Source organism: Thaumasiovibrio subtropicus, assembly GCF_019703835.1.
GTDB lineage: Bacteria > Pseudomonadota > Gammaproteobacteria > Enterobacterales > Vibrionaceae > Thaumasiovibrio > Thaumasiovibrio subtropicus.
In genome coordinates this window covers 1,648,830-1,673,153 of record NZ_AP023054.1, presented here as the reverse complement: position 1 = coordinate 1,673,153, position 24,324 = coordinate 1,648,830, and the positions used below count along the sequence as shown (strand labels likewise).

Below are 24,324 nucleotides of genomic sequence, written 5' to 3'. Positions count from 1 at the left end.
AAGCCACCTCAAGTAACAACCCGCCTACAATTCTCAATATAAATTTACAAACAAAGCATTTAAAAACAGAGAGTTAAGCAAAGTCGCAAGTAAAAATTGTTCAAGCCGTGATATCACCTGCATAACCGCTGCATTCATCGCGCGCCCACAACCACCGTCTGATAAATTGAACGGCAGTTTTTGTTTTTAGGTCTTCACTATGTCTTCTAAAATTCCTAGCCTTCAAGCCCTAAGGGGCTTCGCGATTCTTGGGGTTCTCGTCATACATTGCCAATGGCTTATCACGGGGCCACTCGTTAATGACACACCCTGGTTTGGTTTAGTTGCCAATCAACTCAGTCGATTTGCCGTACCCGTATTCTTTATGCTGTCTGGATACTTTTTCTACCCAAAACTCGCCAACACAGGTCATTACCGTCGTGATCCTATTTGGAAGACGTTATTCCGTTACTGCGTTCCCCTCTTTAAACTGTTTATCGTTTGGTCCGTGGTGTATCTGTTACTTCCCTTTAACTTGGGTACCGTTATTGAGCAAGGGTACATCGCAGAGCGAACGGGATACTTAACCTATTTGTCTAGCAAAGGCCTCAACCCGTGGTTCGAAGGAGGTATCGAAGTATTGTGGTTCTTGCCCGGTCTCATTTGCGCGATGCTCATTACCACGGCTCTGCGCAGCTATTGGCGCGTACTTTGGATTGCCGCCATTGGGCTCTATCTCTATGGTTTAGCCGCTGGCAGTTATGCAGTCCATACTGGCTGGGAAAGTCCACTGTTTACTCGGAATGGACCATTTATGAGTACGCTTATGGTACTTATCGGTATGCAGCTTAGACAAAATAATACCGTTACGTTCATGCTAGGTGGGCTCTTCGCCTTGATCGGTGTCCTTGGACATTTAACTGAAGCATGGTTCCTTTCCAAGGCCGGCGTTGATTTTAACATTCATGACTTTTTGCTGTTTACACCGTTATGGGGAGCTGGGCTCGTTATGATGATGTTGTCCCGTCCCGAGTTTGGACAGCACCGATTTTTGCAAACCTTAGGCAATCAAAGTCTGGGGATTTACCTCATCCACATTATTTTCGTCATTCTGTTCATGAACCTTCAAGGTCTCATTCCTGCACTAAGTGATTGGAAAGAGTACCTTATTATCCCATTTACACTCTTCTGCTCACTGGCGAGCATTTGGGTCATTGACTCCTCCCCGCTACGTGGACTATTTCTGCGCAACCATAGCCAGCGCAAAGCCAAGCCCAATCTGGCGACGCCGTAATCTGCACTCGCCATCTTTCACACGGCTTACCTTTACGCCTTCAATGTCACTGGTCATATTCATTGAAGGCGTATCACAACTTCAGACTTCAATTTGCGTGCAGGCTTTAACCAATAAACGTACGCAAATGCTGCTAAAACCCCCATTCAACAAGGAAATTCATGTTAATACAGTATCCATTTAGGCCTTCTGTGTTAACATCGCGTGCATACATATGTCACTGACTGACGAATACTTAGAGAAGATATAGTTATGACTCTGGATTTTTCCCTGATTCCTACTGTTCTCGACGCTGGCCACGCGGGTTTAGCTGGTTTGAGCGTCATCCTACTTGCCCTTTATTTAGGTAAGAAAGGCAAAACGATTGAAGTTGAAAAAGTGGTTGAGAAGCCCGTCGAAAAAATCGTTGAAGTTGAAAAAGTCGTCGAGGTTGAGAAAGTCGTTGAAGTTGAAAAAGTCGTCGAGAAAATCGTCGAGGTTGAACCTCAAGTAAAAACGACGTCTCCTGACTCTGCGTTACAACTGATTGCGCTTTTACAGCAAGAAGCTCGTTTTATCGACTTTGCTCAAGAAGACCTCACCGGATTCCAAGATGCAGAAATTGGTGCCGCTGCGCGTGTCATCCACGAAGGTAGCCAGAAAGTGCTAAAAGAGTACTTCTCGCTTTCACCCATTCGTAACGAAGATGAAGAATCACGTATTACACTGCCAGAAGGTTTTGATAGCCAAGCAGTTCGCCTGAGTGGCAATGTCGTCGGTCAAGCGCCATTTACAGGTACACTACTACACCGTGGTTGGAAGGTTGATAACGTGAATCTCCCTAAGATTGCTGACAGTCATAATACAGCCATCGTTGCCCCGGCAGAGGTTGAGCTATGAGTGAGCGTCAATTCAGTGTTGGTATCGACTTAGGTACGACCCATAGTGTGATCTCCTATTCAATGTTGGATGATGAAGATCATGCGGTTGAAACCCTCGCGATTCCTCAACTGACGGCATTAGGCCAAGTTGAAAGTCGCGCTCAGCTACCTTCATTTATCTACCAATACCACGAAGCTGAAGTGGCCGAAGGCGATCTACGTCTTCCATGGTCAAGCGAGAGTCGTTATCTCACGGGCGCACTAGCGCGCACACTCGGTGCTAAAACCCCTATTCGCTTGGTCGCGAGTGCGAAGAGTTGGCTCTGTCATGGTGGCGTTAACCGTCGTGAAGCCTTCCTTCCTCAAGGTAGCCCAGAAGAAGTCAGCAAGATTTCTCCTTTTGATGCAAGCTTTGCCTATCTAGAGCACATCAAAGCCGCGTGGGAACAAGAATTTCCTGACGCCCCTCTTGCGCAACAAGACGTGACACTAACAGTGCCTGCTTCTTTTGACCCTGCTGCGCGCGATCTTACCGCTGAAGCGGCACGACGCCTAGGTTTACAACACCTGACTCTGCTCGAAGAGCCTCAAGCAGCAGTGTATAGCTGGATCAAAAATCAAGAAGAGAGCTGGCGTGACCAAGTATCAGTGGGTGACACCCTCTTGGTTGTCGATGTTGGCGGCGGCACCACTGACCTCTCTTTGGTGGCAGTAACAGAAGAAGAAGGCAATCTAAGCCTCAACCGAATTGCTGTTGGCGACCATATCCTGCTTGGCGGCGATAACATGGACCTAGCCCTTGCATACCGCCTAAAAATGAAACTGGCGCAAGAAGGCAAGCAACTCCAACCATGGCAAGTGCAAGCAATGACTCAAGCGTGTCGTGATGCGAAAGAAACGCTGCTAGCCGATAACGACGTACAGCGTGTACCGATCGTGGTTCCAAGCCGTGGCTCGAAGTTAATTGGTGGGACATTGCAAACCGAGTTAACTCGCGAAGAAGTCTCCCAATCGCTTGTTGAAGGCTTCTTCCCACGTAACGCGGTTAATGAGCACCCTCAAGAAACGCGTCGTGGTGCCTTAACACAAATGGGTCTGCCCTACGCACAAGATGCTGCAGTCACTCGCCATATTGCAGGTTTCTTAAGTCGACACGCGAGCGCAGTCGAAGGTAGTGAAGAACACGGTTTTGTGCAGCCGACAGCCATATTGCTTAACGGTGGCGTACTCAAGTCAAATCAACTCGCAGAACGTTTGGTTGATACGATTAATAGCTGGCTCTCTGCGGTTGGTGCTACACCGGCAAAACGATTGACAGGAATTGACCTTGACCTGGCTGTATCTTCAGGTGCCGCTTATTTTGGTAATGTTCGCCAAGGTAAAGGCGTACGTATTCGCGGTGGTATTGCCAGTGCCTACTATGTCGGTATTGAAAGTGCTATGCCTGCTATTCCGGGTATGGCGCCACCAATGGAAGCACTGTGTGTTGCCCCATTTGGCATGGAAGAAGGCACATACATTGAGGTGCCGAGCCAAGAGTTTGGCCTCGTCATTGGACACCCTGTGCATTTCCAATTCTATGGTTCAACAACGCGTCGCGAAGATGGAGAAGGTACTCATCTCGATTTTTGGCAGCCAGAAGAGTTAGAAGAGTTACCTGAAATTCAAGTGACCTTACCTGCTTCAGAAGGCCGGAACGAAGGGGACGTAGTGCCAGTGAGACTCGCCTCTTACGTCAGTGATATCGGGACACTGCGCTTAGAAGCCATTGCCATCGATAATGGCCAAAAATGGCAAGTCGAATTCGACGTTCGCGAAGCCTAACGCAACCCTTTAACAAGCGGCCTTTCGAGGCCGCTTGTTTTTATCTAAAACAACCCCAATTACATATATACTCAAACCACCTTACGATGCTTGTTCAGCGAGAATTTATAAGCTTTCAGCAAGGCACTGTTTTGAAGGTCTCGTTGGCGATATCAAAAAACAGTAACGACGGTGGCGAGCCTGTTTCAAGATGCTTTTCAACATAGCTTGTATCCTATTCGCCGCTGCCTATTTTGCTTGGTGTGTCCGTAACATCAATAACAGCATCGCGAATAAGTGCATCTTGACATATTTTGACTATACCGCTTTTTTCTCAGCCTCTGCGCTGATTGAGTCTGGAGCTTTCAATGTCCTCTACTACCCAGTATTTCGTCGGAATTGACCTCGGTACCACGCACTCCGTGATTGCATTCAGCCGTATCGATGATCCGCAGCAAACTATTTCCATTTTTCCGATAGACCAACTTGCTGGTCCCGGTGTTGTGGTGCGCAAGCCTTTGCTACCCAGCTTTCGCTATCACCCCTCTCAGGATGAAATTCGGAAAGAAGACATCGCCTTGCCGTGGCAAAAACAACCCGTTAAGGGAGACTTTGACCACGTCATCGTTGGCGAGTGGGCAAGGGAATTAGGCACCAAGGTTAGCGGTAGGCAGGTCACCAGTGCCAAAAGTTGGCTTTCACATCAAGGCGTAGACCGACAGGCCGCTATTCTACCTTGGAACAGTATCGATGACGTCACCAAAGTATCACCCGTTATTGCGAGTGCCAGTTACCTAAAACATATACACCAGTGCTGGAACTATCATCACGGCGAAACGCCGCTTGCCGATCAGTTCGTTGTCATCACTGTACCGGCCTCATTTGATGAAGCAGCGCGACAGTTTACGCTCGAAGCCGCAAGGCTCGCAGGTTTATCAAAAGTCCATTTACTCGAGGAGCCTCAAGCCGCGTGCTACGACTGGTATCAAAGACACCAAGACAGTGCGCAATCGCAGCTCGCCGAGCATCCACTGGTATTAATTTGCGATGTGGGTGGCGGAACGACCGACTTAAGCCTTATTGCCGCAACGACGGATGATGATGAACAACTGGCCCTTACCCGTATCGGTATCGGCGAGCATTTAATGTTGGGTGGCGATAATATTGACTTAAGTATTGCGCATCATGCAGAGATGTCGATTGCCAATGGTAAGCCTGTCAACGCTGCAAATCTCGCAAAACTGATTCAGCAGACGCGGAAATGTAAAGAGACCCTGCTTAAAATCGATGCCCCAGCCACCAGCAGCATCACCATGCTTGGTCGAGGCGCTAAACTTATTGGCGGAACAAAAACCGTAGAGTTAGATCGCGATACCGTGCAGCCTCTCATCTTGGATGGCTTCATGCCGCCTTGCGAACTGACGGAATATGAAAATAGCAGTCGCTCTGCAATGCAGAACTTTGGGTTGCCCTACGCAGCTAACCCTGCGATCAGTCAACACATTGCTAATTTCTTACTTGCTCACCAAAATGCCGCGAAAGCAGCCCTAGGGCTTGAAAGCGACGAGCTAGTGATGCCGAGTGCGGTCATCTTCAACGGTGGCTTCTTCAATAGCACGCTGCTCAAAGAGCGAACCCTCTCGTGCTTGAATCAGTGGCAAGCCGACCCCATGACAGAGTTGGATAACCCCCACCCTGATCTCGCAGTGGCGAGAGGTGCGGTCTGTTATGGTTTTGCACGCCAAGGACAACTGCTTAAAATCGGCGGCGGTTCAGCGCTCAACTATTTCTTAGAAGTGGAAACGAAGCAAGGAGAGAAGAAAGCGCTGGCCCTGCTAGCGAAAGGCAGCGAAGAAGGGGTGGAATTCCACCTCTCCGGGCGTCAGTTTGCCCTCTCGCTCGGCCAACCCATCAAGTTCAACATTATGACGTCGCGAGACGACTCCCCTATTCAAACCGGTACCTTGACTGAGATAGATGATAGCTTCCACTATCTTCCCCCCTTGATTGTAAGCCTAGAAGATGAGAAAGCCGCACAATCGAGTCAAGACTACCATGAACCCGTCACCCTCGTGAGTCACTACGACGAACTCGGGCTCGTAAAAGTCGCGTGCGTCAGCACCCAAAGAAATGCCAGATGGTTGCTTGAGTTTGAAATTCGCCACAAAGAGGAGAGCCAGCAAAGCGAGAGTAATCCTCAACTCAGTCATAGCTTGGCCTTGATTGACGCTGTGTATGGCGACCGCAACGATACTGACCCAAAAGCGATTAAAACGTTAAGACAACAACTTGAAAAGCAACTCGGCCAACGTGACGAGTGGGACATGGTGACATTGCGCGAATTAGCAACACCACTGCTTGCAGGCAAGAAACGCCGCCGACGTAGCGCGCAACATGAACGCAACTGGTTCAAACTGGCAGGCCAGTGCTTACGACCTGGATTCGGCTTTCCAGCGGATGAATGGCGAATGAAAGAAACATGGAACCTTTATCAACAAGGCATCCAGTTTGCTTCCAGCCAGACGTGGGCAGATTGGTGGGTATTTTGGCGCAAAGTGAGCGGCGGTCTCAATGCTCAACAGCAGAAGCAGATATTTAAAGACATTCGTAAGTATTTGCAGCCGGGAGCAGGTCGCAACAGTAAACTCGCAGCCGAGCGCCAAGAACGCGCTTACGAAGAGATGGTGCGCCTAGCGGCATGCCTTGAGAAAATTGATCTTGATGACAAGATGACAATGATAGAGTGGCTCTTCGGTCATTTACAAAAGTCACAATATCAACAAGCACACTGGTGGGCTATCGGAAGAATTGCATCACGTAGCGCGCTATCCGGCGAGGCGGATAAGCTGATGTCAGCCGCACATACTGAATTTGTGCTCACAGCGTTACTTGAAGAAGACTGGCTAAAGGAGCCTTACATTGGGTTTGCGGCGGTCATGATGAGCCGTAAAACGGGGGATCGTCATCTCGATATTGGTGAAGAGATTCGCCAAGCAGTTATCGCAAAACTAGAAAAGGCGAAAGCACCTGCCTCTTGGGTGACGTTAATTTCAACAACAGGAGAGTTGAGTCAGGCACAATCGCAGCACCTATTTGGCGATAGTTTGCCTACTGGGCTAAAACTTATCGGCTAACCCTCATTATCAAAACTAATCGCCCGGATTACTTTTTTTGTTATTCGGGCATTTTTCAACCTGTGTCACACTCTTTTTCACTTATTCTGGCACGTAAAATAATTGTTAACACGGATTTAGTTTTACGTAAATTCAAGCCCTCTCTTTCTAGATCTAAAGCAAAAATCACAGAAATAATACGCACACGATCCCACAAGCCGCTGTTAACGCGACATACAAATTTATAACAACGTACAATCCATAATCAGAATTGTTAACTGGTTGATCCTTGATTTTTCAAAATTTCATGCTAATTTTCAGCATCGATTACAGATAGTCACCGCTCGGATTAGTTTTATTATTCCGAACATTTTTCGTCCGATTTCGAGTGACTGCGAATTCAAATTGAAAAACAGGAATTGTTTATGAACGCTTTAAGTTCTTCCCTGGTTTCCGTTGTTGATTTTCTTAACGGTATGCTTTGGGGCCACGTGTTGGTTTATCTACTGGTAGGTACAGGTATCTATTTCACCGCCCGACTTGGCTTCATTCAGCTTCGCCAATTTGGCCATGCGGTCAATATTTTGAAAAATGGCAAAGAAGCGGGTACTGGCATTAGCTCATGGCAAGTCTTCTGTACGTCAATGGCTGCACGTGTCGGTACAGGTAACATGGCAGGTGTCGCTGTAGCGATTACTGCGGGTGGTCCAGGCGCGATTTTCTGGATGTGGGCAATTGCGTTACTGGGTATGGCAACCGCGTTTGTTGAGTCGACCCTCGCTCAAGTTTATAAAGAGAAAGACGCCGATGGTCAGTACCGCGGTGGTCCAGCCTACTACATGGAAAAAGGCCTAGGCCAACGCTGGATGGGAACCCTATTCTCCATCTGCTTGATTGTCGCCTTTGGTCTTGTTTTTAACGCTGTACAAGCCAATACCATCGCCGATGCGCTTCACCACTCTTTTGGTATCAACGAAAAAGTTCTTGGCGGTATCCTTGTAGCGGCGTCAGCTTTCTTCATCATGGGCGGTATTAAGTCTGTCGCGAAAGCCTCTTCGAAAATCGTACCCGTGATGGCAATCAGCTACCTTGTACTTGCTCTGATTGTCGTTGTAATGAACATCAGCGCCCTACCAGCGGCACTATCACTGATTGTGAAAAGTGCATTTGGTTGGACTGAAGCAGCGGCTGGTGGTCTTGGTTTCACCGTTGCTCAAGCAATGCGCAGTGGTATCGCACGTGGTTTGTTCTCGAACGAAGCGGGTATGGGTTCAGCAGCAAACATCGCGGCATCAGCAACTCCAAACCCAAACCACCCTGCATCACAAGGTTTTGTTCAAATGCTCGGTGTTTTCGTTGATACTATGGTCATTTGTACAGCGTCTGCCGCAATCATTATGGTTTCTGGCGTACTCGACATGGGTACAGAAGCGCGCGGTATCAGCTTAATCCAACTTGCACTAACTAACGAGCTTGGTGCATGGACCCAGTACTTCATGGCATTTGCGATTATTCTGTTCTGCTTCAGCTCTATCATTGCAAACTACAGTTATGCTGAAACAAACGTCCTCTTCCTCAGTGGCAACAAAAAAGGCGGTCTTCTCCCTTTCCGTGTTGCCGTACTGGGTATGGTGATGTTCGGTTCTGTCGCTTCTTTGCCTGTGGTATGGGACTTGGCCGATGCTTCTATGGGTGTGATGGCAGTGGTGAACATCGTGGCAATGATCTTGCTTTCTGGCCTGGCGATTCGTGTCATCAAAGATTACGAAATGCAGCACAAGGCAGGTAAAGTCCCAACGTTCGACCCAGCTAAGTTCCCTGAGTTAAACGGCGTTAAAGAAGACGCTTGGACAGGTCAACTTGCATCAAGCAAAGAGTAATCCTCGACCTATCTAAACAAGCCGGCGTCAATGCCGGCTTTTTCGTTCTCTATGTATCGAAAAATCAATATACTCAAGCAGCGCGTGCTTTTTCCAAACTTTGTGCTTGATATCCATCCCTTGCCGTGACATTGTCACAACTTAATAATCGACACAAAGCAAGATAACCGCGAGCGTTGTCACTTATTGTCCATAATCTCAGTTATATCTCATGCAAGTCAGATGTAATGGATTTCGCCCCAAACGGCTATTTACCGTTTATTCGTTGCCTAATATTCGGTATCTTATGCGGGTCTTAATTTTCCCATGGCCATAATATGCCTATAAAAACCGATGAATTACGTACACAGGCGATAGAGCGCCTACCGAGCCCGGCTCAACTTATTCAACAGTTGCCTATTGATGATGACACTGCTGCATTTATTAACACGCGACGTGAAGCTGTTGAACGTATTTTGACGGGCGAAGATAACCGACTTCTCGTGATTGTCGGTCCTTGCTCTGTCCACGACACCAAAGCCGCGATGGATTACGCAGCCCGCCTCAGTGCAGTGCAAGCACAATATGAGGATAGCCTGCTGATCGTAATGCGTACCTATTTTGAAAAACCACGCACCGTTGTCGGATGGAAGGGGTTGATTTCAGATCCGCATCTCGATGAGAGTTTCGACATGGCCAGTGGTCTGCGCCAAGCTCGCGAGCTACTTCTCAATATCAATAAAATGGGACTCGCAACGGCGACAGAGTTCCTCGACATGGTCACCGGCCAGTATATCGCTGATCTCATTAGCTGGGGTGCGATCGGTGCACGAACCACTGAATCGCAGATTCACCGCGAAATGGCGTCTGCACTATCCTGCCCAGTCGGCTTTAAGAATGGTACTGACGGCAACGTCCAAATTGCGATCGATGCAATCCGTTCCTCCCGCGCAGCCCATATTTTCTGCTCGCCGGATAAAGAAGGTCAGATGACGATTTATCGTACATCAGGCAACCCGCATGGACATGTTATTCTGCGTGGTGGTAAAGCGCCAAACTTTGATGCTGCCTCAATCGAAGCCTGCTGCGAAGTGTTGTCGCAATTTGATTTGCCAACTCGCTTAGTGGTCGATTTTAGCCATGGCAATTGCTTGAAACAACACGATCGTCAGTTGAATGTTTGTGACGATATTTGTGAGCAAATCGTCTCAGGCTCTAACCATATTGCTGGTATTATGGCAGAAAGCTTTATCGAAGCCGGCAATCAGCCAATTGGGCCTAAAGATACGCTTACCTACGGTAAGTCTATCACCGACCCTTGTTTAAGCTGGGAAAACACTTCGCTACTATTAGACAAACTCGCTTCAGCCCAACGCACACGTTACGCTGAAGCAAAATAAGGACACCACAGTTATGCCATCATTTGACATTATCTCTGAAGTAAACACGGTTGAACTTCGCAACGCAATTGACAACTCCGTTCGTGAGTTATCGACGCGCTTTGATTTTCGCGGTGTAGAAGCCGAAATCAAGTTAGACCAAGAGATTGTTAAACTGACTGCAGAAAACGATTTTCAAGTCGATCAGCTAATTACCATCGTACGTGGAAACTTGGCAAAACGTAACGTCGATCCACGTTCTATTGATAGTCAAGCAACGTCACGTTCAGGGAAGCATTTCCACAAAGATCTTGTCTTCAAGCAAGGTATCGATACCCCTACGGCGAAGAAAATCGTCAAACTGATCAAAGATAACAAGATGAAGGTGCAAGCTTCTATCCAAGGCGACAAAGTGCGTGTAACGGGTAAAAAGCGTGATGACCTGCAAACTGTTATCGCCTTTCTACGTGGCAATGAAGACATTGAACTGCCGTTGCAGTTTGAAAACTTCCGCGACTAAGTGATCAATGAGAACAATAAAGCCTTGCGAATTCGCAAGGCTTTTCATTTTCAGACAAAAATGTCTTGTTCATGTCACAGAAACAACCAACCAGTGATGCCCATTTAGCCACTCGCACTGATCCAGCGCAAAAGAAGTTGACAGCGAAAGCTCCAATTTTCTATAGTGTTTTCAAGAGCTAATTGGCGGGGTATAGCGCAGTCTGGTAGCGCACTTCGCTGGGGGTGAAGTGGTCGCAGGTTCAAATCCTGCTACTCCGACCAATTAGCTCTGCTTTTTCATCAAATCAACAGCTTCTTCCAATTTCATTGGCTTGTAAAATAGATAACCCTGTGCCACGTCTGCACCTGCATCCATCGCGAACGCTTTCTGAGAATCTGTTTCTACCCCTTCAACAATGACCTTTTTGTCCAAATCTTTACAGATAGAAATAATACCCTTGAGTAGAACAGCCGCGTTGTCACTATCATGTAATTGAAGCAAAAACGATCGGTCAATTTTAATCGCGTTTAATGGCATATCAAGCAAATATGAAAGTGAAGAATACCCTGTCCCGAAATCATCTAAGTGGATAAGCCAACCTTTTGATTGCAAGCGCTCCAAGGTGTCGATGACTATGCCTCCTTTTGCCATGGAGTTTTCAGTAATCTCCATCACAATAGCGTCATGCGTGACGCCGTAGCGAGCTAAAAGATTTTCAAGGTCATCAACAAGTTCAGGACGATTCAACGAGTTGGCCGATAAGTTAAAAGCAATACGGGTAAGTTCACTGTGCTCAGAAAGGATTTTACAACACGCCTCTACTACATACATATCAAGCTCGTAGTAAAGTCCTGAACGCTCTGCGACAGGGACAAAGTCATTCGGCGGTATCATCCCTTTTTCTTTGTGCGGCCAACGTACTAGCGCCTCAAAACCCACCACAGTGCCTTCCTCAATCAGGCTCACTTTGGGTTGTAAATACATCACCAACTCGTGGCTTGCTAATGCCTCACGTAACTCACCAAGTAGCTGAATACGCCCTCGACTCTCTGTTGCAAGCGAAGGTGTAAAGGCCTGCCCTCCCCCACGACGTACTTCTTTAGCCAGCTTCAGCGCAATTTCAGCTTGTCGTAACAGCTCTTCCCCAGACAAGTTGTCTTCTGGTAAGAATTGGGATACCCCAACGGAAACGCCAAATCTGAGCTTATCACCATCGACGTGAATGGCTTCGGCACATTGCTTAGCAATAAACTCCATGTCGAGCGGTTTATCGTCAAATACCACCACCGCGAACACATCGCTATGTAAGCGCGCAAAGACGCTATCTGCTGGCAAGATGCTCTGGATTCGATTTGCAAAACTCACAAGCACCTTGTTGCCATACTCAAACCCAAGCGACTCAGTCACTTCATGAAAGTAATCGATATCAAGGATACAGACAGAGAAGATTTCGCCGTTTTTCACCGCGGTATTTAAGCAGCGATCGATAACACCATGTCGTGTGTAGAACTGGGTGAGCATATCGTAATATGCCATCTGGGTTAGCTGGGTAAAGAACTTGGTGTTTTCTAAACCTAAAGAAACATTCATCGCGAAGACAGAAAGCAACTCATAATCGAGCCGTTCTTCATCAATATCTCCCTTGATGAATATCGCCCCCTCCCATTGCGAAGGGGTATTGAGAAACAGACAAATGTACTTGTTAGTAAACTGATGCTCTTTCGACGCTAGCGTACGATGTAATGTCTGCTTGGTCGTAATGTCATCAATATCATCAATCGCTTTTCCAAAATAACTCTTGAAGATATCAGTTGCCGCGACAATGCGATGTTGTTCTGCTTCAAGCGGTGCGACGATCATATCTCTGTCACCCGCAAGGGGGCCAGATGATATGCAAAATATCCCTTCACTGTGAATATTAAACAGTGCGTTAATTTGCAATAGCGCACCTTCTGAAAATTCGCGAATCGAACGCTCTTGGAATAGACTCGCCGACGAATCAATGATCTTTTGCAAACCCAGTTTGCTCTGCTCCATGGCGACAAGATGCTGATAAGTACGTAACGACGTATAGATAGTGCTGAATAATTTCGTTCGGGTAAGCTCGCTTTTCGTTTTGTAATCGTTTATCTCATATTCCGTAATGACGACCTCTTCAGGCGCGTAACCCGGCTGCCCCGTACGGAGAATAATTTGTGTATTATGGTTGCCCAGCTCTTGCCGGATCCGTCGCGCTAGCTGCAAGCCCGCTTCTGGGTTTTCCATCACCACATCAAGTAACACGACGGCAATTTCATCATCGCTACTCAGCAGCTCAAACCCTTCTTTTGCCGAGTAGGCACTAAGGAATTCAATCGGCCGTCCAAGGATTACCATGGAGGACAGCGCCAAACGAGTGACCTGATGGATGCTCTCTTCATCATCAATTATTGCTATCTTCCAAGTCGACGAACTGCCCGATACAACCTCAGCTTCTTGACCTTGGTCCGCACCATCATCATCAATAATATCGATAAAAAAATCGCTCACTACGCAACCTCTTGCTCACTTTGTGGTGCAATGCGTGGGATAGTTATATCAAACAAGACACCAACCTTGCTTTCTACCGAAATGGAACCACCTAAAACCCCTGTAACGATGTTGTGCAGTATATGCAGCCCCATACCAGACCCGCCCTTGCCCAACTTGGTGGTGAAAAATGGATCAAAAATGCGTTTTAAGTTCTCTTGTGGAATACCGTTCCCATCATCAGTATAGATGATGCGCACATCGCTGTGCCCTTCAGTGCGTACCTTTATTTGAATATTCCCGCTATCTTTACCTTCAAAACCATGCAGTAAGGAGTTGTTAATCAAGTTCGTCAGCACTTGGCCTAGTGGCCCGGGATAGCTTTCCAGCATGATATCTTCTGGACAATCAACGCGAATGTTGTAGTTAGTGTTTTTCACTTTATGTTTCAAGGTGACATACACTTCATCAATGTGTTGCTGAAGATCAAAACTGCGACGTTGCTCACTGGTTTGATCGGATGCCACTTGCTTAAAGTTGGCGATCAATTCACTCGCCGAGTTAAGCGACTTCTTCAAGACATCCACAGACTCACCAGACTGCGCTGAAAACGCCTCTAGGTCGGTCTTCTTGATCTGGCCGCTATTCACTTTATCGAGGAACTGCTTGAGGTTATGCTCAAGGGTCGTCGACATGGTCACCGCAACGCCAATCGGGGTGTTTATTTCATGTGCCACGCCCGCAACGAGACTACCCAATGCAGCCAGTTTTTCAGATGCCACCAGCTTTTCTTGCGTCGCTTGCAACGTTTCTAATGTTTCTGAGAGCCTATCTCGCTCGCTCGACAAATGCGCTTGTTGCTTCTCATTGCGTTCACGTAATGCATCCAGCTCAGCAAGTTCAGATTGGAAATCTTTCAAGCTTGCCAATACCCTGCCTAATTCATCATCGCCACTGGAGTTAAACTCGACATCTCGATCACCTGCACGTAGTTTGTCGATCGAGCTAGTAATATCCTGCAAAGGAAGGAAGACGTTACGTCGCACTGAAATATAGATGGAGGCCATCAGCAACAAGCCAACAGCGGCAATCGCCAACATGGTACGGGTGGTGGTGTTAGCCAAACTCTGCAGGCCCTCACTCCGTTCTATCAAGGCATTACTGGATTTGAGCGAGATCTTTTCTAACAGATCTTCCAAAACCCTCAGTTCATTGTGTTCAAAGGAATCGATAAAGCGTAGTGCGTTTTGGCGCTGTAAGTTGTTGTAGGTATCGAATACATCTTCTGCGGTCGTTTTTAGTACATTGAAAAGCCGTTGCACCTCTTTAATCTTCACAATTTCAGCGGGCTTTTGTTCCAGCGGGATTAGTTGGGAGAGGTAGAGTTCGAACTCCAAGGCGTCTTCGAAAAAGGTTTTCTTTGCCCCTGTATCACCGAGCACATATCTGTCTAGCGCCGCTAGCATGTCCCCGACTTCATCTACCAGCTCAAGGTAAAATCGTACTCCCGGTAAGTCATCATTAATAATCTCATCGGTATCTCCTGACGTACCCGCGTCATTGAGCTCTTCGATCTTTAACTCTTCCAACAGATCTTCAAGCGGCCCACCGACTTCGACCAGCAATCGCTCTATCTCCGCACGAGCGCGTGCTTCTATGGTCGGATCATACGTATCAAATACGTTTTTATTCGCGTTTTCCAACATAGCCGAGGAAAGGCGGATAATTTTCGCCAACTCAAAGTCGAACTCTGTATGGTCAGGTACTTTCGCTTGGAAGTACTTTAGTTCGTTGTAATTCTCAACAAACTCTTGACGCTCCTCATATTCACCCTGAGAATACTCCAACAGATTAGCATTCATATCTCCAAGCTCATCCAGCATGGCTAGCGCATTTAACGATGTAGGTAAGTCAATATCACTGAGTTGTGCACTCGATTCTTGAATTCGATTACCAATCGAGATAACGACGACGGTGATAGTGACAATGATGGCGGCAAGAAGTATTAAGATTAAGTTTAAGCGAGTCGCGATACTTTTTGACCCGAAATGCTTATTCAGGAACACAGCTAACCCTTTCAATTCGGAAATATTATCTGTGAGTATAGTGAACTTTCTCAAAAGTGACTTTTTTCTCATTGTTGTTTTTATCACCAAATTAGTGCTGATCTAAAGTAATAATATGTGGAATCAATGTCTCAGTTCTAATAAATCACTTTATTGGGTTTCAAAAGGGTGGCGAATTGAATTAACATTAAGCTATACAGTTAGTTAGCTTTTAATACACGGTCCCTTTTCTAATGACAAAGTCATCATTTAAAAGTGTGAGCGGCCAACAGTCCGATTATATCGACGACAAAACGGCAGCGCTCTTGCTTAACACACCAACGCATGCACGCTTTATGCTGTGGATGATGGTGTTATTTCTTGTCGTGGCTGTCGTTTGGGCCTCGTGGGCTCAGCTCGATAAAGTGACCGTCGGTGCGGGTAAGGTCATTCCGTCAAGCCAACTACAGATTGTACAAAACTTAGAGGGCGGTATCGTTAAAGAGGTGTTAGTCGCGGAAGGGCAAGTCGTTAAAGAAGGTCAACAACTTTTATTAATCGATGATACGCAATTTCAAGCTAACTATCGCGAGACCGCTCAAGAATTGGCTGGCATCCAAGCAGACTCTATTCGACTGCATACCCTAATAGAAGCCGTTCAAGTTAACGACGAACTGGTACAAACAAACTGGCGCCAAAGTGTCTCTATTAGTGAAGAGCCGTTGGCATTTACTGAAGAATTCGAAATTAATAACCCCCGACTTGTCAGACGGCAGCGCTCTGAGTATCGCGGCAAATTGAGTAATCTTCGTAATCAATTGCAATTGCTTGGTCAACAAATTAGTCAGAAAGAACAAGAACTGATTGAAGTGAATGCCCGCGTTCGTAACTTGCGAACGAGCTACGATTACGCGGCAAAAGAGTTGGCAATTACCCGCCCGCTCGCTGAAGAAGGCGTCGTTCCTCGTATAGAGCTTTTGAAGCTTGAGCGTCAGGTTAACGATACTAAACGCGAGTTAACCTCTAGCCGTTTACAGGTACCACTATTGAATGCCGCTATTCAAGAAGCGGTTTTAAAGCGCGTCGATACCGCGCTTCAGTTTCGTTCAGAGCTACAATCTCAGTTGAACGAAACCGATGACCAGTTAGCCGCTATCTCTGAAAGCCGAGTGGGTTTAGCTGATCGCGTGAAGCGGACTGTCGTAACCTCACCCGTATCAGGGACGATTCAGAAGATCCACGTCAATACCCGAGGTGGTGTTATTCAACCCGGTATGGATTTGGTCGAAATTGTACCCAACGAAGATAACTTGTTAGTAGAGGCCAAAATTGCGCCTCAAGATATCGCCTTTCTTCGTCCTGGTTTAACCGCCGTGGTCAAGTTTACCGCTTATGACTTCACCCGCTATGGTGGACTCAACGGTGAGCTTGAACACATCAGCGCCGATACTGAAGAAGATGAAGAAGGTAACAGTTTCTATTTGGTTAGGGTTAGAACCCAAGTCAACCAGTTAGGCACAGAGAGCGAACCTCTGCCTATCATTCCCGGAATGACGACTTCCGTCGACATCATTACCGGAAAGCGCACGGTATTGGACTATTTATTGAATCCGGTACTTCATGCACGTAGTAACGCACTGAGAGAGTAATAGATGTATAGCAAATTTAAGCAGCCACTCATTGCTATTGCACTGAGCTTCTCTGCGGCGCCGAACCTTGCGTCAGCCTATTCATTAGAGCAAGCCGTGGCACAAGCACTGGCCGATCACCCAGAGATCCGCAGCGCCTATCATGATTATCGTTCCCGCGTGGAAGAGGTCGGGATTGCAAAAGGGGACTATCGCCCAAGCATAGATCTTAATGCGGGTGTTGGCGTAGAGAAGTACAATAACGCCAATAACAAAGGCGACTTTGAACCATATGACGTCACCCTCACCTTTCGACAGTTATTGTGGGATGGCTGGGCAACCTCCGCCAACATTGATCGCACCGAGTGGGAAGCTGAAGCGCAACGTTATCAATTGATCGCCGATGCAGAAGATAAAGCCCTGCGCGTGGCCGAAGTCTACATCGAGTCACTCAAAACACGTGAACTACTAGAGCTCGCTGAAGCAAATTTTAAAGTGCACCGACGTATCTACAATGACATTCGCCGCCGTACAGAGTCAGGTATCGGTTCGGTGGCTGACCAAGTTCAAGTCGAAGCCCGTGTCGCTCGCTCTCAAAGTAATCTGCTTGCGGCGAGAAACAATTTGCTTGATAGCGAGAGTAACTATTTGCGCGTCGTTGGACGTCGTCCGCTCGCTGTCGTCAACCCTGAGGTCGATGCCACTAAGTTGCCCGTCTCTTTAGAGGAAGCCCTCTATCTCGCGGAGGAATTTCATCCCCGAGTGAAAGTGGCGACGACTGACATTGAGGCTGCACTTAGTCAGTATGAATCTCGACGTGGTGTGATGATGCCAACCTTCACCATTGAAGCGACTCAACAATGGGGTGAAGATCTTAACGGCAGTGCAGGACGCACAGACGAAACGAGTGCCATGTTACGGATGAACTTCAACCTCTATAATGGCGGTTCTGATAGTGCGCAATCCAAGCAAGCCGCTTACCAAATCGATAAGTCAAAAGATGTTCGAGATAACACATTGCGAATGTTAACAGAAGGCGTCCGCCTGTCTTGGAGTGCATTAGAACTCACCCTTGAACAACGGATATTTTTAGAAGAGCACGTTGATGCAGCGGCAGAAACCGTTATTGCTTACGAAAAGCAATTTAGAATCGGCAAACGTACGCTTCTTGATGTACTCAACACAGAAAACGAGCTATTTGAAGCACGTCAGTCATACATCAACGCATACTACGACGAATTACTTGCCAAGTATCGCGTACTAAACTCAACAGGACGACTCCTTGCATCACTTCGTGTGAAGCTACCCGAAGAGTGGTCAGAATCTGTTGTTGATTAAGGAGTAAGGAATGAAAGGCATAGCATTATTGTTGTCGGTATTCCTGCTAGCTGGATGCAGCTCTAATCAGGAAATTGCCCCCTACAGCTTTTCTAAGCAGCAGAGCGACCTGCGTGATTTTGATAATGACGGCGTAATCAATGAGCGTGATAAGTGCGAAGAAACACCGTCTGAAGCCATTGTAGACAATGATGGCTGTCCTAGCATGGTGCAGGTACAAGAGTCATACAAGTTGCAAGTTTTGTTTGGTAACGGGCAGACTGAGATACCCTCTCAGTATGTTTCTGAAATAAAGCAAATGGCGAACTTTTTACTAAGCTACAGTGATACATCTTTGGAAATTCAAGGATATGCTAGCCCAACAGGCAGCCCAGAACTCAACCTTGAGCTATCCAAAAAGCGAGCTGAAGCCGTTCGTTTGCAACTGATGCGATTTGGCGTGAAACCGAGCCGACTCACCATTGTGGGTTACGGCGACGCAAACCCAATCAACTTAGAAGATAGTGAAGCGGCTCATGCGTTGAGCCGACGTGTGGTAGGCACAGTGGTTGGATTCCGAGGTGATATAGAGAAAGAGTGGACTATTTTTAGTCGCAGGGAAATATAAGCGCTTAGGAACCACGTGCAAAAATACAAACATTGGCGATCAATGCTGTTTTTATTGATCATTTTATGCTCTCAAAGCTCTGCGCTTTCCACCGGCGAGCAAGAGATGATTCGCCAAGTACGAGACTTTTATGGGGAACGGGCCGCCAAGCGTGTAAACGCTTGGCGCCAACTCGTTTCTGAGACACAAGGAAAGTCAGAGGACGCCATTTTAGAAGCAACCAATCGCTTCTTTAACCAGATGTTCTTTGTCGATGATATTCATTTATGGGGAACAAAAGACTATTGGGCAACACCGTTAGAGTTTTTGGGAAGTAGTGCGGGTGATTGTGAAGACTTCAGTATTGCGAAGTATTTCACCTTGAGAGAGTTAGGCATTTCAGATAACAAACTACGTTTAGTTTACGTTAAGTCTCTGACTCTTAACCAGTTTCACATGGTGGTTGCATATTACCCCACCCCGAGTGCCGAGCCTTTGCTGCTTGATAACATAGACGGGGAAATCAAATATGCATCGAAAAGAAAGGACTTGCTACCTATTTACAGCTTCAATGGTAGTAAACTTTGGCTAATGAAAGAACAAGGCTCAGGTCAGGTCGCGGGCAACGCGTCGCGCCTTAGCCTTTGGAATGATTTAAGAGCACGGAATGATGGAAGTCGTCTTAAACGACCACAGATTAACTATGATGAGTAGCGGATTATGACCTTGTATAAGCAGTTGCTGACATGGATGCTTGTAGTATTTTTCTTGCTTATGTCAGCCGTATTTTTTGTCGACCTCACAACAACGCGAAACTTCTTGCTTTCGCAACAAGCGGTCGAAATTTCTAATGCTTCAACCGCAGTCGGGCTTGCCTTATCCCCGTATTTAGAAGCAGGTGATAAAGTGGCAGCCGAATCGGTCATCAATGCCATGTTTGATGGCGGGCTCTACAGCAATGTGACGCTCACCTTCTTGCGTGACAATGAGGTCATTGCCCTCGAGTATGCAACCCAATTTAGCGACGTCCCCTCATGGTTTTCTTCGCTCAATATTTTCTCGCCGTATACCCACACTCAAGTGTTAACAAGCGGATGGTTACAGCTTGGTGAGATCTCAATTACTGGCCATCCAGGCTATGCCTATCGCCAACTTTGGCAGGCGCTTGTCCAACTTTCAATCAGTTTCTTAGTGATCTTTGGGGTGACATCTGTTGTCCTTGCAGCGCTTCTTAGCGTTATATTGCGCCCACTTGAGTCCATTCGCCATCGAGCTAACGAGATGGCAAGAAACAAGTTTGGTGAAGCGCTTGAGTTACCAAAAACGATTGAGTTGCGTGCGGTTGTTAATGCCTTCAACCACATGTCGAATCAGCTTAAGCAATACTTCGAAGAGCAGGCGCGTGAAGCCGATAAGCTTCGCGTTCGCGCCTACCAAGATCAAGTGTCTGGTTTGGGCAATCGAAGCTTTCTCATTAGCCAGCTAGAACCGTGGGCAGCGGACTCGCAAACAGGCGGATTCGCTATTCTCAGCGCCGACCTTATTGAAGAGAGCTATATTAATCACGGCTATGAAGAAGGCGATAAACTCGTTGTGAAGCTAGCTGAGCAACTGGGGCAACTCGTTGAAGCTGAGTACACCATTGCGCGATTATCCCAAAAAGAGTTCGCGATCATTGCACCAAACATTGGCACAGAAGAGCTCCGTTTCTTGGGTCAATCGATGCTTCACATGGTACTCGAACTGCAAAACGACCCGCTTGGTGTTAGTCCACCGCAAGCGGCAGTGGGTTTGGTGCTCAAGGCCAATAAACAGTTACCCGGCGAAATCCTCGCTGAGGCTGATAATGCACTATCGAAGGCACGTCAAACGCCATCTGAACCTATCGCGATGGTGACGGGAAGCGAAAACAAAGCCGATACCCTTGGTAAGCAAGAGTGGAAAGCGCTACTCGAAGAAGCGATTGCCAACCAGTTGTTTACATTTAAATACCAAAAGGCCTGCAACCAAACGGGAGACACGCTGCACCGTGAAGTCTTTGCCAGTATCGAAAAGCAAGGCAAAGTGTACAGTGCAGGGCAATTCTTAGGGGCGGTAGAACAGCTCAACATCGGTGCTGAACTTGACACTCACATCATTAAGGTGATGATCGATAAACTGAAACGCGAACCTGAAACTGGCCCGATCACTGTCAATCTGACGGTAAGTAGCGTCTGTGACACCTCATTCATGCACTGGCTAGCCAATACCATGCGAGCCAACAAAGCGCTTGCTGGCAAGCTGATGTTTGAACTACCCGAAATTGTCTTCGTCAAATACTCTTCTGATGCCACATTGCTGTGTGAAATCATTCATCAAAATGGCTTCCAGTTCGGTATTGACAACTATGGTCATCACTTTAGCTCGCTCGACTATCTTACCAAACTGCGCCCAAGTTATGTGAAGCTCGATTTTGCCTATACCACGCAACTGGATAATCAAACCAAAGCAGACGTATTGGCATCGGTATCGCGCACCGCAATGCAGTTAAACATTATGACGATTGCAACACGCGTTGAGACAGAGAAACAGCTCAACAAACTCTCAGATTTATTCATTAATGGTTTTCAGGGCTTCGTCTTCGAGCGCCCAGAAACTAACGAGGTATAATGAAAGATCCTTTACTGCAGTCACTGGTTTATGTCAGTAAATTTTATGGGTTAGCCAATTCACCCGATGCGTTAATCAGTGACCTCCCCTTGGCTGACGGCTTGCTAACACCGTTTTTGTTTCCGCGAGCCGCGGACAAAGCCGGGCTGCAAGTCACCATGTCAAAAACAAAAGTGGAGCATTTATCTCCACTTTTATTCCCTGTCATCGCCTTGATGAAAGACGGCCAAAGTTGTGTCGTACTCGGTTGTGATCTAGAAAAAGACACCATCGACATCGTGTTACCGCAAAGCGAAGGCATGGAGCAGACCACACCGCTTGCCGATTTTAACAATGAGTACATGGGCGATGTATTCCTCGTTAAGAAGAAGTTCCGTTATGACGAACGTTCGCCAGAAGTCTTAAAAACACGCAAGGGACATTGGTTCTGGTCAACGATATGGCAATCACGCTCGATCTACCGTGACGTACTTATCGCCTCGATTTTGATTAACCTTTTTTCGATTGCCGCACCTCTCTTTTCACGCTTGGTGTATGACAAAATTGTCCCTAACTTGGCGTTCGACTCGCTATGGGTGCTGGCCAGCGGGATCCTCGTCATCTTCCTGTTTGACTTAATCCTGAAATCATCACGTAATTACTTTATCGATATTGCAGGAAAAAAATCGGACATCCTTATTTCATCAAAAATCTTCAGTAAGGTGATGGGAATAAGAATGGAAGCACGTCCCCCTTCCGTGGGAGCGTTTGCCAAACACATGCAAGAGTTTGAGTCGATACGCGAGTTTTTTACCTCAGCAACGGTGTCAGCCCTCATAGATCTCCCTTTCGCACTCTTATTTATGTTTGTCATTTGGTGGGTTGCTGGACCATTGGTTTGGGTGCCTGTCGCTGCGGTGACCTTGTTGATTCTCTATAGTATACTCATCCAGAGGCCGATGCGTGAGTCGATTGAAGAAGGCTCTCGATTAGCCGCTCAGAAACATGCCAACCTGATTGAAAGCTTGTACGGCTTAGATACCGTTAAGTTATTTGGTGCTCAAGCACAATTTCAACACCGCTGGGAAGAAGCCGTCGCACACATGGCAAACTGGGGGTTGAAGACTCGCCGTTTTTCAGACAGCGTCCAAAACACGGCTGGCTTTCTTCAACAAGTCTCTTCTGTGGCGATGATCATTGGTGGTGTTTATCTCATTTCTGAAGGCGATTTAACTATGGGTGGCTTGATTGCGGCCTCAATGTTAACCGCCAAGGCAATTGGCCCACTGGTACAACTCTCTTTGTTGTCAACACGCTATAACCAAGCTAAATCGGCGATGACCATTATCGATGAGATGATGCAGTTACCTACCGAGCAGGAAGAAGACAAACGCTACCTGCACCGCCCTATGATTAAGGGCAAAGTCAGCTTTAATCGAGTCAGTTTCAAATATCCCAACAGTGAGCATGCCGCCTTACGCGACGTCAGCTTTACCGTAAACCCAGGCGAAAAGGTTGGCATCATTGGGCGTATTGGTTCTGGAAAATCAACGATTGAACACTTGATCATGGGGCTCTATCGTGCCACCGAAGGCTCTGTGGCCATTGATGACACGGATGTAAACCAAATCCACCATATTGATGTACGACGTAACATCGGCTGCGTACCACAAGACATCATGCTATTTTTTGGCTCTATCCGTGACAACATCACACTCGGACGTCCATTGAGTGATGACAAAGATGTGCTCAACGCCGCGAGCCGAGCCGGTGTCACTTTCTTTACACAGCAAGATTCAGCCGGTCTAGACCGCCAAGTCGGCGAACGCGGCGCGGCATTGTCTGGCGGTCAACGACAATCTGTCGCCATTGCGCGTGCATTTTTGGGTCGGCCTCCCGTCTTGTTGTTCGATGAGCCAACCAGTAGCATGGACAACCGCTCTGAAGGGTACATTAAACAGCAGTTAGGTAATATGGCGGCGGACGAAACGCTCATTCTAATTACCCATAAGACGTCAATGTTAGAGGTTGTTGATCGGCTTATTATTTTAGAGCAAGGCAGTATCATTGCTGATGGCCCTAAAGATCTTGTCATGCAAAAGCTGCGTGAAGGAAAAATCAATACCGCCGCATAAGCCCTAACCTATTTTAGACCTCACGCATTCAAGCGCCATAATAAGCAAGAAACATGTTTACACACTCTTGTATATAATGGCGCTTTTCTTTATCTGACTCTTTGAGCGTTTGTCCAATTTGGCGATGGATCACCGCTCTCCCGTGACACATCAACAGAAACTGTACCGACGCCTGATGAGTATCAATCCCTTCTCTAAGTTCACGTGCGGCTTGTCGTCGTGTTAGAAACTCAGCAAACCGTTGCCCTGTTCGCTCAGGCCCAGCATTTAAGTAGGCCTTCGCTAAGTTCGGATGAGACTCTTGTTGTGAAACCGCCGCTTTGAATGTCGACTGTGCTTCGTAAGAAAGCATAAACTTATGAAATGCGAGGCCAAATTCAAAAAGGACTTCAGGTAGCAATCGCTCATCACCAAATGCCTCCTCCATGAGATAAATCTGTTGGCACTTATCTGCAATACACACTTCATACAAACTATCTTTATTAGAGAAATGGCTATAAACCGTTTGCTTTGAAACACCAGCTTGTTTTGCAATGTTATCCATAGACACGCCATATCCGTGTTCAATAAAGAGCTTTGTCGCTGCTTCAAGGATAAGCTCTCGCTTCGATTTTGGTTTCAACGCGCACCTCCATTACATCTTAATAACAATCAAACTGGACAGTCT

At 47.0% G+C, this 24,324-nt stretch carries 16 protein-coding genes and 1 tRNA gene; 14 read left to right on the top strand and 3 right to left on the bottom strand.

What is annotated here, in order from left to right:
* The first annotated feature begins 199 nt into the window (after window positions 1-199).
* The 8 genes from TSUB_RS07500 to TSUB_RS07465 all read left to right on the top strand — a co-directional run bounded on the left by TSUB_RS07500 (window position 200) and on the right by TSUB_RS07465 (window position 11,070).
* Window positions 200-1,273, top strand: coding sequence for an acyltransferase (locus TSUB_RS07500; protein WP_087017771.1), 1,074 nt, complete (start codon window positions 200-202; stop codon window positions 1,271-1,273).
* 252 nt (window positions 1,274-1,525) lie between these two features.
* Window positions 1,526-2,152, top strand: coding sequence for a DUF2760 domain-containing protein (locus tag TSUB_RS07495; protein ID WP_087017773.1), 627 nt, complete (start codon window positions 1,526-1,528; stop codon window positions 2,150-2,152).
* Window positions 2,149-3,957 (top strand): Hsp70 family protein, encoded by a 1,809-nt coding sequence (locus tag TSUB_RS07490; protein ID WP_087017775.1) that lies wholly within the window; start codon window positions 2,149-2,151, stop codon window positions 3,955-3,957. The genes TSUB_RS07495 and TSUB_RS07490 overlap by 4 nt, the downstream gene beginning before the upstream one ends.
* Window positions 3,958-4,304: 347 nt before the next feature.
* Window positions 4,305-7,070, top strand: coding sequence for an Hsp70 family protein (locus tag TSUB_RS07485; protein ID WP_087017777.1), 2,766 nt, complete (start codon window positions 4,305-4,307; stop codon window positions 7,068-7,070).
* A gap of 404 nt (window positions 7,071-7,474) precedes the next feature.
* On the top strand, window positions 7,475-8,929 hold the full coding sequence (locus tag TSUB_RS07480; protein ID WP_087017778.1) for an alanine/glycine:cation symporter family protein: 1,455 nt from the start codon (window positions 7,475-7,477) through the stop codon (window positions 8,927-8,929).
* Between the two features lie 317 nt (window positions 8,930-9,246).
* Complete coding sequence (locus tag TSUB_RS07475; RefSeq protein ID WP_087017780.1) at window positions 9,247-10,308, top strand: 3-deoxy-7-phosphoheptulonate synthase; 1,062 nt, start codon at window positions 9,247-9,249, stop codon at window positions 10,306-10,308.
* A gap of 13 nt (window positions 10,309-10,321) precedes the next feature.
* Entirely contained in the window at window positions 10,322-10,807 is a 486-nt protein-coding gene (locus TSUB_RS07470; RefSeq protein ID WP_087017782.1) for a YajQ family cyclic di-GMP-binding protein, read from the top strand.
* Window positions 10,808-10,993: 186 nt separating this feature from the next.
* Window positions 10,994-11,070 (top strand) — tRNA-Pro (locus TSUB_RS07465).
* A gap of 1 nt (window position 11,071) precedes the next feature.
* Here the strand turns inward: TSUB_RS07465 and TSUB_RS07460 are convergent.
* Both TSUB_RS07460 and TSUB_RS07455 read right to left on the bottom strand, forming a co-directional pair.
* Window positions 11,072-13,318, bottom strand: coding sequence for a GGDEF/EAL domain-containing response regulator (locus tag TSUB_RS07460; protein WP_087017784.1), 2,247 nt, complete (start codon window positions 13,316-13,318; stop codon window positions 11,072-11,074).
* Complete coding sequence (locus TSUB_RS07455) at window positions 13,318-15,363, bottom strand: sensor histidine kinase (protein ID WP_087017786.1); 2,046 nt, start codon at window positions 15,361-15,363, stop codon at window positions 13,318-13,320. The genes TSUB_RS07460 and TSUB_RS07455 overlap by 1 nt, the downstream gene beginning before the upstream one ends.
* 233 nt (window positions 15,364-15,596) lie before the next feature.
* On the opposite strand from TSUB_RS07455, the gene TSUB_RS07450 reads away from it, so the two are divergent.
* From TSUB_RS07450 to TSUB_RS07425, 6 genes are read left to right on the top strand one after another with little or no spacing between them, the layout of a single operon-like run.
* On the top strand, window positions 15,597-16,991 hold the full coding sequence (locus tag TSUB_RS07450; RefSeq protein ID WP_087017788.1) for an HlyD family type I secretion periplasmic adaptor subunit: 1,395 nt from the start codon (window positions 15,597-15,599) through the stop codon (window positions 16,989-16,991).
* A gap of 3 nt (window positions 16,992-16,994) precedes the next feature.
* Window positions 16,995-18,308 (top strand): TolC family outer membrane protein, encoded by a 1,314-nt coding sequence (locus tag TSUB_RS07445; RefSeq protein WP_087017790.1) that lies wholly within the window; start codon window positions 16,995-16,997, stop codon window positions 18,306-18,308.
* Between the two features lie 10 nt (window positions 18,309-18,318).
* Window positions 18,319-18,915, top strand: coding sequence for an OmpA family protein (locus TSUB_RS07440; protein WP_087017792.1), 597 nt, complete (start codon window positions 18,319-18,321; stop codon window positions 18,913-18,915).
* 42 nt (window positions 18,916-18,957) lie between these two features.
* Complete coding sequence (locus TSUB_RS07435) at window positions 18,958-19,608, top strand: transglutaminase-like cysteine peptidase (protein WP_087017793.1); 651 nt, start codon at window positions 18,958-18,960, stop codon at window positions 19,606-19,608.
* Between the two features lie 6 nt (window positions 19,609-19,614).
* Complete coding sequence (locus TSUB_RS07430; RefSeq protein WP_087017795.1) at window positions 19,615-21,543, top strand: bifunctional diguanylate cyclase/phosphodiesterase; 1,929 nt, start codon at window positions 19,615-19,617, stop codon at window positions 21,541-21,543.
* Window positions 21,543-23,657, top strand: a complete 2,115-nt coding sequence (locus TSUB_RS07425) for a type I secretion system permease/ATPase (RefSeq protein WP_087017797.1) — start codon at window positions 21,543-21,545, stop codon at window positions 23,655-23,657. Before TSUB_RS07430 ends, TSUB_RS07425 begins: the two co-directional genes overlap by 1 nt.
* Window positions 23,658-23,685: 28 nt before the next feature.
* Here the strand turns inward: TSUB_RS07425 and TSUB_RS07420 are convergent, their stop codons facing one another.
* Window positions 23,686-24,279, bottom strand: a complete 594-nt coding sequence (locus TSUB_RS07420; protein ID WP_087017799.1) for a TetR/AcrR family transcriptional regulator — start codon at window positions 24,277-24,279, stop codon at window positions 23,686-23,688.
* Window positions 24,280-24,324: the final 45 nt, after the last annotated feature.